The following is a 13,254-nucleotide window of genomic DNA, read 5'->3' on the forward strand; positions in this document are numbered from 1 at the left end:
ACGCCAGTCGGACTTGGCTTGAACGCCACAGCTAGTTCACCCAGCGCTGAAGGATTTGCTGCAAATCCGTGCGTTTGAACGGTTTGGCCAGGTAATCGTTCATTCCGGCTGCCAGACAGGCTTCGCGGTCGCCCTGCAAGGCGTTGGCGGTCAGGGCGATAATCGGCAGATCGGCGCAGCCCGGCAGCTGGCGGATGCGCCGGGTGGCCTCATAGCCGTCGATCAATGGCAGGCGGCAATCCATCAGGATGGCCGTGAAAATCAGGCTTTCGGCGCTGCGGATCGCCTCGGCGCCATCGGTGGCCAGGCTGACTTCGAAGCCCAGGCTGCGCAGCATGGCTTCGACCACGGTACGATTAACCGGGTTGTCTTCCACCAGCAGTATATGCCGCCCGTCGCCTGCACTGGTTTTACCCACGGCGTCCGGGGCGATGGCGGGCAGGCTCTGTTGATCGATAGCCAGCGGAATTTCCAGGGTGAACACCGAACCCCGGCCTTCTTCGCTCTGGGCGCGCAGGGTGCCACCCATGCGTTCGGCCAGCGTACGGGCAATCGGCAGGCCGAGGCCGGTGCCGCCGTAACGTCTTGAAATGGAACTGTCGGCTTGCTGGAACGCGTCGAACATTAATTCCAGGCGCTCGGCGGAAATGCCGATACCACTGTCGCGCACGGTGCAGGTGAACCACACCAGTTCATGGTCCAGGGTTTGCCAGTGGGGCTGCACGTGTACCGTGCCGTGCTCGGTGAACTTCAAGGCATTGCCGATCAGGTTCACCAGAATCTGCCGGATACGCGTCGGATCACCGCGCACCCGCAGGGCTTCCATGCCCGATGGAATCGGCAGCTCCAGGGCCAGCCCGCGTTGCTGCGCACTGTGCTGGAACGCCTGGGCGCAACTGCTGATCAGCTCGGCCAGGTTGAAGGAAATATGTTCCAGTTCCAACGCGGCCCGCTCGATACGTGAAAAGTCGAGGATGTCGTTGATCACCTTGAGCAGGTGCTCGGTGGACTCGGAGGCCAGCGCCGCGTACTCGGCCTGCTCTTCGGTCATCTCGGTGGTTTCCAGCAGTTGCAACATGCCCAGCACGCCATTCATGGGCGTGCGCAGCTCATGGCTCATCATCGCCAGGAAGTCCGACTTGGCATTGTTTGCGCGCTCGGCTTCTTCGCGGGTCTGGATCAACTGGGCCATGGCCTGCTGTTGTTCACGGCTGGCCTGGTTGAGGCCGGCGGCCAGGTTGTTGATGTGCCGCGCCAGATCGCCCAGTTCGGAGTCATCGACAATCGGCAGCGGTGTCTTGTAGTCGCCCTGCTGGATGGCCTTCACCGCATTCCCCATGGCGCTGATCGGCTGCGACAGGCTGGCGGCCAGGCGTCGCGCCAGCAGGCAGGTGAACAACAGCGCGAACAGCGCCAGGATGCCGGCCTTGAACAGGATTTCCTGCTGGCGCTGGCTGAACGCATCGTTGGACATCCCGACGATCACTCGGCCCAGGTAATCCGCGCGCGGCGCCGTGGGTTCGTTGAGATTGTCCTGAAAAAAGTCATTGCCCAACTGGATATGTTGCAAGCGGATCGGTGCCTGGAACACCTTCACCGACAGTGAGCGGTCGTGTTTCTCCGACGGCTGCTCGACGTACACCAGAATGTTCTCGGCGCTGTCCTGAATCTCCAGGAAGCGCACGTGGGGGGTGGCCAGCGTCGCGCGCAGCAGGGTGTCGAGCACCTCGTTGTTGCCGGAAATAACGCCGTACTCGGTGGCCGGCGCCAGTTGGTTGGCGATCAACTGGCCGGTGTGGTCCAGTTCCTGGCGCAAGTCCTGGATGCGCACGAAGGTGAAGAAGCTGATCAACAGCAAGGTCAGCAACAGCGCGGGCCCCAGGGTAATGAGCTGGGTGCGGGTGTTGATGTCCCAGCGACGGCGCAAGGTCATGGGCGTCTGTCTCCTTCGGCCAAGCGGGCGGCGACGGCAGCTTCGTCGACCTGTTCGATGCCCAGTGAGCGCGCGACTTGCGGGTTGCCCACCACTTTGAAATGTTCCGGGTAGAGCGTGCGCGGCCAGTTGGCAGGCGGGTGGTCCAGCAGCCGGTCGAGTACCGCGAGCCAGTCAGGCTGGTCGCTGTAAGTGCTGGCCAGGCTCCCAGCGCGGACAAACCCGGCATTGGGCCCCACCAACGGCAATTGCTGGGCATAGCTGCTCAATAACAGGTTCTTGGCGGTTTTAGGGTTGTACAGTTGCGGATCGTCCAGGCCCAGCAGCACGTCACTGTTCTTGAACAGGGCTTGCAGGGGGCGGCTGTCATTGGTGTTGTCCCAGCGTTGCGGCACGATTTCCAGGCCCAGCGGTGCCGCGTACCGGTGTAGCTCGGGCAGCAGGAATTCGCTGTCGGCACCGTAAAGCACACCGATGCGCCGGGCCTGGGGCAAGATGCTGGCGATCAGGCGCAACTGGCGCGTCAGCGGCGGATCGCTCCACAACAGGCTGATTTTTGCCGGGTGAGCGCCGCCCAGGCGTTGCTGGGCTTGCAGACGACTGATGCGCAGCACCAGGGTCGGCGGGCCCTGGCTGTCCTGCAAGCGCCAGTCGAGGCCGGGCAGGTCGAGCAGGATCAGGCGGGTAGTGGCGGGCAACTGGCTCGGCGCCGGCAGGTTTTGCAGCAGGGTGAAGGAGACATGGTCCTCGGGGCGCTGCTGCGCGAGGGCCTGGGTAAAGGCTTGGACGCCGGCACCGTCCTCGGCGGCGGTCAGCAGGATTTCCGCGCTCCACACGGGCCTCGTGAACAGCAGGCACGCCAGCAGCAAGCCTTTGCGCCACAGCCTTGAAACGACAGGGAGGGTCATCCGTGACGGGTCGCCCATGTCAGAACTCTAACTGCGCGCTGAAGTAGAGCACATGGCGATGGTCGTAATGGTTGTCGGGCCAGGTGGTCGGCTGGTTATCGAGGCGTTGTTGCAGCATGCCAGCCAGCTCCACGTTGGTTTTGCCCAGGGCAAGGCGCTTGGCCACCCGCAGGTCGACCCGTTCGAAGCGATACTCGTTGAGTGCGTCGTCACCATAGTAGAACAAGGCGCTGGACCAGCCGTGGCCCCATTCGCGCAACCAGCCGGCCGAGCCGCTGTTACGTGCGGTCTGCGCCTTGTCGAGTGGGTTGCTGGTGCTCGCGTCGACATAAGCGTAGGTCAGGCGCAGGCGGTCGGCGTTGCTCACGCGCCAGTCGAATTGGGATTCGGCACCGGTAAAGCGCGAGCTGTTGGCGTTGCTGGCGATGTATTGGTTGTTGCGCAACGGCGAGCTGATCATGTCGGTGATTTCGTCATAGAACAGCTTCACGTCGACATTCAACCCGAGGTCGGCAAAGAAGCCGTTGTAGCCCAGTTCGCGCGAGCGCATCAACTCTTTATCGAGATTGCCCGGGCCGCGTGTTACCACAAAATATTGCCCGGAATTCTGCCCATACACCGGCGAACTGAGGTTGGTGACGCGGTAGCTCCAGTTGACGTTGTTCTCGAACATGTCCGGTGAACGGATCGCCTCGGAGTACACCGCCCGCAGGCCGTGGCGCGGGTTGATCAGGTAGTTGACCGCCACGCGGGGTGTCAGCGAGTTACCGCTCAAGTGGGTGTCTTCGTACATCGCGCCGCCTTGCAGCAGCCAGTGTTCGCTGGCGCGCCATTCCAGGTGGCCGAACAGTCGCCAGGTGGTGTCGTCCAGCGTTCCGTTGAAGTAGGTGTCGGAGTCGGCGCGGTCGTAGCGGTAATTCATTCCGCTGACCAGGCGCAGGCTGTCGGAGAGGCTGAGGGTGTCTTGCAGCTCCAGGTCGTAGCGGCTTTCCTGGGTGCTTTGGTCGATATCGCCGCACACGCTTTGGCTGGCGCCGTTGCGCCATTGGTCCAGTACCTGGTTGCCCAACGCCTGCTCGGCGGCGCTGCCGGGCGGGGCGCTACCCTGGCTGAACTGATCCATGTGCCGCGCCAGCTTTTCGGCGTAGTTGGGGTTGAGCTGCCACAGCTGGGTCAGTTCGGGGCTGAACGAGACCTTGGCGTCACAGGCTTTCCAGATCTGCCGACGATTCCATTGCTGGGCCGACCCCTGGATATACAGGCTGTGGTCGGGGTTGAAGTCGAAATTCCAGCGCATTGAGCCCGCGTAGTCCTTGGCGGTGACGTCGGAATTGGTGCCGCCCTCGGTAATCCCGGCGAACACCGGAGTGTAGGTATAGGGACGCTGATTGGTGCCTTCCTTGGCATCCAGCTGCCAGTCGATGCTCTGTTGCGTATTCAACGTCTGGCTGACGGCCAGGCTGAAGCGGCTGAGGCGGCGGCTGTCTCGGCGGTCGGCACCGGCGGCATCGCTGTCAAAACCATCGTCCTGTTGCCCTGACAGCGACAGGCGCAGGTCGCCGGTTTCCCAGCCCACGCCCTGGCTGGCATAGACATCGTTGATCCCGCCCTCACCGCGGATGACCTTCACCCGCGTGCCCTGGCTGTTGGCCGGTGAACGGGTGAGGATATTGACCACCGCCATCAGCGCATTGGCGCCGTAGCTGACGGTATTGGGGCCACGAAACACCTCGATGCGCTCGATGTCTTCCATGGCCACTGGAATATCGCTCCAGTCCACCGTGGCCAGGCCGGCGCGGTACACCGAGCGCCCATCGATCAAGACCTGCATGCGCCGTGCATCGCTGGCGCTGGTGCCGTGGTAATTCACCGCCGCCTGGTTGCCGGTGGTGTAGCCGACCATCATCCCGGGCACCAGGCGCAACAGCTCGGCAATGTCACGCGCGCCGCTGGCCTTGATCAACTCGCTGTCGATCACGGTCATGCTGCCGGGTACGGCCGCGGCCGATTGCTTGAGACGGGTGGCGGTCAATACCTGCGGCAGCGGTTGGCTGTTGAGGAACAGATCGTCGGCCGACGCACTGGCGCTGCACGCCAGGGTCAGCGGCAGCATCAACAGCAGGGATGAGCGGGGAGGAGGGCCCAAGTACACGGCGCGGCCTTGATAATTGCGGATAGCCGCCCATGTTAACTGAGGTGAGGCCTTTTGCCAGTCGTGAGACCTGCAATAACTTCATTCAAGTGTGGCATTTTCCGACAAGCGCACGAATTCACACGGGGGCTGGCCGCAAGCAGGTCGCCCCGTATAATGCCGCCATCGCCACTGGTATGGATTAACGGATTGCATATGACTGAACAGCGCCCTATCGCGGTCCTGGGAGGCGGAAGTTTTGGTACCGCCGTGGCTAACCTGCTGGCCGAGAACGGCCACGCCGTGCGCCAGTGGATGCGTGATCCCGAGCAGGCCGAGGCCATTCGCGTGCATCGGGAAAACCCGCGTTACCTTAAAGGCATCAAGATTCATCCGGCGGTCGAACCCGTTACCGATCTGTTGGCAACCCTCGCCGCCTGCGACCTGTGCTTTGTCGCGCTGCCTTCCAGCGCCTTGCGCTCGGTGCTGGCGCCCCACGCCGAACGCCTGGCCGGCAAGCTGCTGGTCAGCCTGACCAAGGGTATCGAGGCGCAGACATTCAAGCTGATGAGCGAAATCCTCCAGGAGATCGCCCCCCAGGCGCGCATTGGTGTGCTGTCCGGGCCGAACCTGGCGCGGGAAGTGGCCGAGCATGCGCTGACCGCCACGGTGGTCGCCAGTGAAGACGAGCAACTGTGCGAGCGCGTCCAGGCGGTGCTGCATGGTCGCACCTTCCGCGTCTACGCCAGTGCCGACCGGTTCGGCGTCGAGCTGGGCGGTGCGCTGAAGAACGTCTACGCCATCATCGCCGGCATGGCCGTGGCCTTGGGGATGGGCGAAAACACCAAGAGCATGCTGATTACCCGTGCTCTGGCGGAGATGACCCGTTTCGCCGTGAATCAGGGCGCCAACCCGATGACGTTCCTGGGCCTGGCGGGCGTCGGCGACCTGATCGTCACCTGCTCGTCGCCGAAAAGCCGTAACTATCAGGTCGGGTTCGCGCTGGGCCAGGGGTTGAGCCTGGAAGAGGCCGTGACCCGTCTTGGCGAAGTGGCCGAAGGGGTCAACACCCTCAAGGTACTCAAGGCCAAGGCTCAGGAAGTCGGAGTGTACATGCCGCTGGTTGCCGGGCTGCACGCGATCCTGTTTGAAGGGCGCACCTTGGACCAGGTGATCGAGCTGCTGATGCGCGCCGAGCCGAAAACCGATGTCGACTTTATTTCCACCAGCGGTTTCAACTGAGGAACGCGGCATGAACGATTCGAAAGCAGCCCCCAAGTATGAGTCCATTGTGCTGCGCATCCTGTGGATGCTGGTATTTGCCCTGGTGTGGCAGGTGGCGCAGTTCCTGCTCGGCGCCTTGGTGGTGGTGCAACTGATTTACCGGTTGATCTACGGCGCGCCGAACCTGAGCCTGATGAACGTTGGCGACAGCCTCAGCCAGTTCCTTGCGCAGATCGGTCGCTTCGGCAGCTTCCACACCGAGCAAAAACCCTGGCCGTTCGCTGATTGGCCAACCCCGCGTGCACCGGAAGGTGAAGCAGCGCATAGCGTGCCGCCAGCACCGCACCCGGTGCGTGATGAAGAGCCCAAGCTATGAAATTGTGGATCCTGCGCCACGGGCAAGCCCAAGCTCATGCGCGCACTGACGCCGAGCGCAACCTGACCGAGCATGGCCGGGCCGAAGTATTGCGCAGTGCCGCGCACCTGATCGGCCAGCCGCTCAGTGCCATCATCGCCAGCCCTTATGCGAGGGCGCAGCAGACGGCGCAGTTGGTTCGCGAGGCGTTGGGGTTCGAGCCGCCGGTCTGCACGGTGCCGTGGCTGACGCCAGAGGACAGCCCGGCGCAGGTGCTGGAAAAACTCGATACCGATGACAACGTGCTGCTGGTCAGCCATCAGCCGCTGGTGGGCAACCTGATCAGCTTTTTGCAGCACGGTCACTCGCGTCAGCCGCAGCCGATGCATACAGCCAGCCTCGCGCTGTTGGAGGGTGACTTCCCATTGGCGGGGTTGATGAGCCTGGTCAGCGTTGAAAATCCATAAGCTATAGCGCTTATCTGGAATGCCGTTGTGTGTCAGGATTAGGATCGTAATAAAACCAATAAGGACAGTCCCATGAGCCTGTGGCGCACGCAACCGAATATCGAACAGCTCAACGCGAGCCAGAAAAACACCATCGGTGAATTGCTGGATATTCGCTTTGAAAGCTTCGACGACGAATCCATCACCGCCAGCATGGTGGTCGATCACCGCACCCATCAGCCCTACGGCCTGTTGCATGGCGGCGCCTCCGTGGTACTGGCCGAAAGCCTGGGCTCCGTGGCGGCCTACCTGTGCGTCGATGCGAGCAAGTTCTATTGCGTGGGCCTGGAGGTCAACGCCAATCACTTGCGCGGTGTGCGCAGCGGGCGCGTAACGGCGGTGGCCAGGGCCATTCATATCGGCCGCACGACCCATGTGTGGGACATCCGCTTGACCAACGACGAGGGCAAGGCCAGTTGCGTATCGCGCCTGACCGTGGCCGTGGTGCCCCTGGGCGAACAGCCTCCGGCGCGATAGACATGGCGTGAGTGTCATCATTCCTGGCGGTTACGGTCATTGCCGTGAACGCCAGGCATGGTGACAATCAACCTCTGTTCCTGGAGAGCGCGCCGCTATGTCGCAGCATGTGTTTTTCGCCCACGCCAATGGCTTCCCGTCGGCCACCTACGGCAAGTTGTTCGCGGCCCTGGCTCCCGAATATACGGTGGGGCATCTGCCGCAGCACGGCCACGACCCCAGATTCCCGGTGGACGATAACTGGCAGAACCTGGTCGATGAACTGATCCATCATCTGCAGCAGCAACCGGAGCCGGTGTGGGGCGTCGGCCATTCCCTGGGCGGGGTCTTGCATTTGCACGCCGCCATGCGCTGCCCGCAGTTGTACCGTGGCGTGGTGATGCTGGACTCGCCAGTGTTGACCCGCGCGGATCGCTGGGTGATTCGCGCCGCCAAACGCTTTGGTTTGATTGATCGCCTGACCCCGGCCGGACGCACCCTGGGCCGCCGTGAAGAATTCACCGACCTGGACGCCGCGCGCGCTTACTTCGCCGGCAAGACCCTGTTTCGCGGTTTCGACCCCGAGTGCTTCGAGGCGTACCTGCAACATGGTCTGCTGCCAGTGGGCGACCGTCTGCGCCTGCGTTTCGACCCCGCGACGGAAATCAGCATCTACCGGGGCGTGCCTCACACCAGCCCCGGCCAGGTGCGCCAGTTGAAAGTGCCGCTGGCGGTGGTGCGCGGCCAGCAGAGCCGTGTGGTAATGCGCCATCATGTCAGCGGCGTAGGTCGCCTGCCTATGGGTGAGATGCTCACCATGCCCGGCGGCCATATGTTTCCCCTTGAGCGACCCGAGGACACCGCGACCTTGATCAAGCACCTGTTTGCCCGCTGGCAGGCCCGTGAGCGCAGCTGCGCATGAGCGCGCCCGTGGAAGAAGTACGCCTGAGCCTGCCGCATATCGAGCTGGCGGCGCATCTGTTCGGGCCTGAAGACGGCTTGCCGGTCATCGCCCTGCATGGTTGGCTGGACAACGCCAACAGCTTTGCGCGCCTGGCGCCGAAGCTGCAGGGGTTGCGCATCGTCGCGCTGGATATGGCCGGGCACGGGCACTCGGCACATCGTCCGGCCGGGGCCGGTTACGCCGTGTGGGATTACGTCCACGATGTGTTGCAAGTGGCCGAGCAACTGGGCTGGCAACGTTTTGCATTACTTGGCCATTCCCTCGGCGCCATCGTTTCCCTGGTGCTGGCCGGAGCGTTACCGGAGCGCGTGACGCACCTGGGGCTGATCGACGGGGTGATCCCGCCGACCGCCCGCGGCGAGAACGCGGCCGAGCGGTTGGGCATGGCATTGCAGGCGCAATTGAGCCTGCAGGGCAAGCGCAAGCCGGTCTATGCGAGCCTGGATCGGGCGGTCGAGGCGCGCATGCACGGCCTCGTCGCGGTCAGCCGCGAAGCCGCCGAACTGCTGGCCCAGCGCGGTTTGATGCCGGTTCCGGGTGGCTATACCTGGCGCAGCGACAGCCGCCTGACCCTGGCATCACCGATGCGTCTGACCGATGAACAAGCCATGGCGTTCGTACGCCGCGTGAGTTGCCCTACGCAGCTGGTGGTCGCGGCTGACGGCCTGTTGGCGAAACATTCCGAATTGCTTTCACAGCTGCCCTTTACCGTGACGACGCTGCCGGGTGGCCATCATTTGCACCTGAATGACGAGCCCGGTGCGGTTCTTGTTGCAGACTGTTTCAATCGGTTCTTCTCCGCGCCTTGACTTGGCGCGGTCAACTGCCGAGGCTGGGCGGATTGAAAGGGAGTCAACCATGAACCATCTTGAAACCGCTGCGACCCTCCATGGCCACGGCTTATTGATCCGATGAGCCTGGGTAAAGGCTGTATCCGTGCCTTTGGGCTGTGCTGTTTCAGCCCGCTGGTGTTCGCCGCCGATGTACCGGGGAGCCAGGACTTACCGGGCATTGCCCGCCAGGTGGACGCGCAGATCGTCGACTATCGCCCTGCTGAAGAAAAGGAACGCATCTACCCCATGGGTGCGATCCGCAAGATCAGCGGTCAATTGCGCTCCGAAGCCCAGGCCACCGCACGCGGTCCAACCACTGCGATCACCTACGAGCTGCCCGCCGAGCACAGCTCCAGCGCCGCTTTTACCGCCACCCGCGAAGCCTTGCAGGCTCAGGGCGCGCAGCTGTTGTTCTGGTGCCAGGCCCGCGATTGTGGCGAAAGCAGCCTGTGGGCCAATGAAGTTTTCGGCAACGCCAAGCTGGTGGGCGCCGATGGCCAGCAGGAATACCTGCTTTTGCGCCTGGCGGCCCCCCAGGACAACTCGCTGGTGGCGCTGTACGGCATCACCCGTGGCAATCGACGCGCCTATCTGCATGTCGAGCAACTGGATGCCAGTACGCCGCTGGGCACTCTTCTGCCCACGTCGGCAACGCTGTTGCGTGAGCTGAAAAGCACCGGCGAGCTGGACTTTCCTGCATTGGGCGCCGAGCCCGACGCCACCTGGTTGACCTTGATTTCCCGTGGGCTGAACCTCGACACCAACCTGCGCGTCAGCCTGACCGGGCCCAGCGCCGAAGCCTGGCGCCAGGGCCTGATCGACAGTGGCGTGCGCGCCGCGCGCCTGGAAACCGGCACAGGCAAGGCTGAAGGCCTGCATGTGCATCTGATACGCTAAGCGCCACAGGGCGAACGGACCCGCGCCGTTCGCCTAAGCTGTCTTCCTACATGACTCTTTTCGAGATACCCGATGCTCAATAACGATCGCCTGCTGGTGCAAATCCTGCTGCTGGTGCTGTTCGGTGCCAGCTTCTGGGTCATGGCGCCGTTCTGGTCGGCGCTGTTCTGGGGCGCGGTGCTGGCGTTTGCCAGTTGGCCGCTGATGGTACTGCTGACCCGTGGGCTGGGCGGTCGCGAATCACTGGCGGCCGGGATCCTGACATTGGGCTGGATGTTGCTGGTCGCGCTGCCGCTGGTGTGGCTGGGGTTCAACCTGGCGGATCATGTGCGCGATGCCGTCGTATTGATCAAGGATATCCAGGTCGACGGCTTGCCCAATGCGCCCACCTGGCTAGGCTCGATCCCGCTTATCGGCGAGCGGCTGGTGGCGACATGGGACAGCATCGACCAACAGGGCGCGGCGCTGATGCTGAGCATCAAGCCTTACCTGGGCCAGGTCGGCAATTGGTTGCTGGCGCGCAGTGCGCAAATCGGCGGCGGCATTCTCGAGCTGACCTTGAGCCTGGTCTTCGTGTTCTTTTTCTACCGCGACGGGCCGCGCCTGGCGATGTTTGTGCACCGTCTGCTGGAGCGCCTGATCGGCGACCGCGCCAGCTATTACATCGAACTGGTGGCCGGTACGGTGCAACGGGTGGTCAATGGCGTGATCGGCACGGCCGCCGCCCAGGCCGTGTTGGCGCTGATCGGCTTCCTGATCGCCGGAGTGCCTGGCGCGCTGCTGCTGGGCGGCGTCACCTTCCTGCTCAGCCTGATCCCGATGGGCCCGCCGCTGGTGTGGATCCCGGCCACGGCCTGGTTGGCGTGGAAGGGTGACTACACCTACGCGGTGTTCCTTGGCGTGTGGGGCACCTTCATCATCAGCGGCGTCGACAACGTGCTCAAGCCTTACCTGATCAGCCGTGGCGGCAACCTGCCGTTGGTGATCGTGCTGCTGGGCGTATTCGGCGGCTTGATCGCGTTCGGCTTTATCGGCCTGTTTATCGGCCCGACCTTGCTCGCGGTTGCCTACAGCTTGTTGACCGACTGGAGCGCCACCCAGGCCCAGGCGCGGCGCGAAGACAAGCCGCTTTAAGCCCTCGGCAGCCACACTACGGCGGTCAAACCGCCGCCTGGCGTATCGTCCAGGCTCAGGTGGCCGCCGAGGCGCTCGACCGCTTCCTTGGCAATCGTCATGCCCAGGCCGACGCCGCCGGAATTTCGGTTGCGCGAGCCCTCCAGGCGAAAGAACGGTTCGAACACCGCTTCGCGCTTATCGGCCGCGATGCCGGGGCCGTGATCGATCACCCGAATCACCAGCGCCCCGCGGCTGTCGGCCAGTTCCACGCGCGCCGAGCCGGCATAGCGCAGGGCATTGTCGATCAGGTTGTTGAGGCACGAACGCAACGCCATCGGCTGCACCTGCAAGGGCGCGCAGGTGCCGCACACCTGCACATCGCTGCCCTGGTCCTGGGCGTTTTCGCTGAGCGATTCCACCAGCGCCTGCACGTCGAGCCAGTGGCGGGTCTCGCTGGTGCGCTGTTCGTGCAGGTAGCTCAAGGTGGCGTCGAGCATGCCGATCATGTCGTTGAGGTCCTGGCGCATCTGGCCTTGCAGCTTGGTGTCTTCGATCTGTTCCAGGCGCAGTTTCAGCCGGGAGAGCGGCGTGCGCAGGTCATGGGAGACTGCCCCGAGCATGCGTGCGCGCTGGCTGACTTGTTCGCGGATGCGCCTTTGCATCAGGTTAAAGGTTGACGCGGCCTGGCGCGCCTCGCGAGGCCCGGATTCGTCCAGCGGCGGGCTGTCGAGGTCGAGGCTCAAACGCTCGGCCGCCGCGCTCAGGCGCTGGATCGGCCGGCTCAACAGCTTGGCGCCGTACCAGGCGGCGATGATCAGCGAGATGAATTGAAACGTCAGCGGCACCAGCGGGCCACCGAACCAGGGGCGCTGATGCTTGACCAGCGGCTTCATCGAGCCATCCGGCTGCTCGACGAAGGTTTCCGGTGGCGGCGGCGGCGGAGGGCCGTAATGATGGAACCAGAAGAACGCCAGCGCATGCGCCAGCACGATGGCCACCAGCAGCACGCCGAACAGCCGCCCGAACAACGTATTGAAGGTGGCGCGCATCAACCGATATCCCGCGCGTCGAACAGATAGCCTTCGCCGCGCACGGTCTTGATCAAGTGAGGGGCCTTGGGGTCGTCGCCGAGTTTCTGGCGCAGGCGCGACACCAGCAGGTCGATGCTGCGATCGAAGGCTTCGATGGAGCGACCGCGTGCGGCATCCAGCAATTGTTCGCGGCTCAACACGCGGCGCGGCCGTTCGATAAACACCCACAGCAGGCGGAACTCGGCGTTGGACAGCGGCACCACCAGGCCATTGTCGGCCACCAATTGGCGCAACACGCTGTTGAGGCGCCAGTTGTCGAAGCGGATGTTGGCGCGCTGCTCGGTACGGTCATCGCGCACCCGGCGCAGGATGGTCTGGATACGCGCCACCAGTTCGCGCGGTTCGAAAGGCTTCGACATATAGTCGTCGGCGCCCAGTTCCAGGCCGATGATACGGTCGGTGGGCTCACAGCGGGCGGTGAGCATCAGGATCGGAATGTCCGATTCAGCCCGCAGCCAGCGGCACAAGGTGAGGCCGTCTTCGCCCGGCAGCATCAGGTCGAGCACCACCACATCGAAGGTCTCGGCTTGCATGGCCAGGCGCATCGCCGCGCCGTCGGTCACGCCCGTGGCGAGAATATTGAAGCGCGCCAGGTAATCGATCAGCAATTCACGAATCGGCGCATCGTCATCGACGATCAGCGCACGGGTGTTCCAGCGCTTGTCGTCGGCGATCACCGCGCCCGGGTGCTCGTCGTTTACCGGGACGGAAGGAGTCTGCATAGTGCGATCATCTACCTGATTGTTACGGCCAGCATAGGCGCCCAGCCCCATGGCTGGAAGTGCTGGACGGTCGGTCATGCGGCGAGGCTAACGGTGGGGCGTGTTGGGCGCATGTCGT

Annotated in this window: 13 protein-coding genes; 8 read left to right on the forward strand and 5 right to left on the reverse strand. The window is 63.6% G+C overall.

Annotated elements, in window-relative coordinates; genetic code table 11:
- Window positions 1-31: 31 nt before the first annotated feature.
- Genes C4J92_RS08775 through C4J92_RS08785 form a run of 3 tightly spaced genes read right to left on the reverse strand, consistent with a single transcriptional unit; the run spans window position 32 to window position 4,993 of the window.
- Window positions 32-1,933, reverse strand: a complete 1,902-nt coding sequence (locus C4J92_RS08775) for an ATP-binding protein (protein ID WP_124370179.1) — start codon at window positions 1,931-1,933, stop codon at window positions 32-34.
- On the reverse strand, window positions 1,930-2,859 hold the full coding sequence (locus C4J92_RS08780) for an ABC transporter substrate-binding protein (RefSeq protein ID WP_124403565.1): 930 nt from the start codon (window positions 2,857-2,859) through the stop codon (window positions 1,930-1,932). The genes C4J92_RS08775 and C4J92_RS08780 overlap by 4 nt, the downstream gene beginning before the upstream one ends.
- Window position 2,860: 1 nt before the next feature.
- On the reverse strand, window positions 2,861-4,993 hold the full coding sequence (locus C4J92_RS08785; protein ID WP_124403566.1) for a TonB-dependent siderophore receptor: 2,133 nt from the start codon (window positions 4,991-4,993) through the stop codon (window positions 2,861-2,863).
- A 195-nt stretch (window positions 4,994-5,188) separates the two neighbouring features.
- On the opposite strand from C4J92_RS08785, the gene C4J92_RS08790 reads away from it, so the two are divergent.
- The 8 genes from C4J92_RS08790 (at window position 5,189) to C4J92_RS08825 (ending at window position 11,341) form a co-directional block, all read left to right on the forward strand.
- Window positions 5,189-6,214 (forward strand): NAD(P)H-dependent glycerol-3-phosphate dehydrogenase, encoded by a 1,026-nt coding sequence (locus C4J92_RS08790; RefSeq protein WP_124403567.1) that lies wholly within the window; start codon window positions 5,189-5,191, stop codon window positions 6,212-6,214.
- Between the two features lie 10 nt (window positions 6,215-6,224).
- Complete coding sequence (locus tag C4J92_RS08795) at window positions 6,225-6,572, forward strand: DUF4389 domain-containing protein (protein WP_124403568.1); 348 nt, start codon at window positions 6,225-6,227, stop codon at window positions 6,570-6,572.
- Window positions 6,569-7,018, forward strand: coding sequence for a phosphohistidine phosphatase SixA (sixA, locus tag C4J92_RS08800; protein WP_124403569.1), 450 nt, complete (start codon window positions 6,569-6,571; stop codon window positions 7,016-7,018). Before C4J92_RS08795 ends, sixA begins: the two co-directional genes overlap by 4 nt.
- 72 nt (window positions 7,019-7,090) lie before the next feature.
- A complete protein-coding gene (locus C4J92_RS08805; protein ID WP_124403570.1) occupies window positions 7,091-7,534 on the forward strand; it encodes a hotdog fold thioesterase in 444 nt (147 codons plus the stop codon).
- A gap of 97 nt (window positions 7,535-7,631) precedes the next feature.
- Window positions 7,632-8,435 (forward strand): alpha/beta fold hydrolase, encoded by an 804-nt coding sequence (locus C4J92_RS08810; RefSeq protein WP_124403571.1) that lies wholly within the window; start codon window positions 7,632-7,634, stop codon window positions 8,433-8,435.
- Window positions 8,432-9,286: an alpha/beta hydrolase gene (locus tag C4J92_RS08815; protein WP_124362001.1), complete on the forward strand. Its 855-nt coding sequence runs from the start codon at window positions 8,432-8,434 to the stop codon at window positions 9,284-9,286. The genes C4J92_RS08810 and C4J92_RS08815 overlap by 4 nt, the downstream gene beginning before the upstream one ends.
- A 102-nt stretch (window positions 9,287-9,388) precedes the next feature.
- Window positions 9,389-10,207: a DUF4892 domain-containing protein gene (locus tag C4J92_RS08820; protein ID WP_124403572.1), complete on the forward strand. Its 819-nt coding sequence runs from the start codon at window positions 9,389-9,391 to the stop codon at window positions 10,205-10,207.
- A gap of 72 nt (window positions 10,208-10,279) precedes the next feature.
- Window positions 10,280-11,341, forward strand: coding sequence for an AI-2E family transporter (locus C4J92_RS08825; protein WP_124362003.1), 1,062 nt, complete (start codon window positions 10,280-10,282; stop codon window positions 11,339-11,341).
- Here the strand turns inward: C4J92_RS08825 and C4J92_RS08830 are convergent.
- On the reverse strand, window positions 11,338-12,372 hold the full coding sequence (locus C4J92_RS08830) for a HAMP domain-containing sensor histidine kinase (RefSeq protein WP_124403573.1): 1,035 nt from the start codon (window positions 12,370-12,372) through the stop codon (window positions 11,338-11,340). The genes C4J92_RS08825 and C4J92_RS08830 overlap by 4 nt on opposite strands.
- Entirely contained in the window at window positions 12,372-13,136 is a 765-nt protein-coding gene (locus C4J92_RS08835) for a response regulator (RefSeq protein ID WP_124370186.1), read from the reverse strand. Before C4J92_RS08835 ends, C4J92_RS08830 begins: the two co-directional genes overlap by 1 nt.
- Window positions 13,137-13,254: the final 118 nt, after the last annotated feature.

It is taken from the genome of Pseudomonas sp. R3-18-08 (genome assembly GCF_003852065.1).
Lineage (GTDB): Bacteria > Pseudomonadota > Gammaproteobacteria > Pseudomonadales > Pseudomonadaceae > Aquipseudomonas.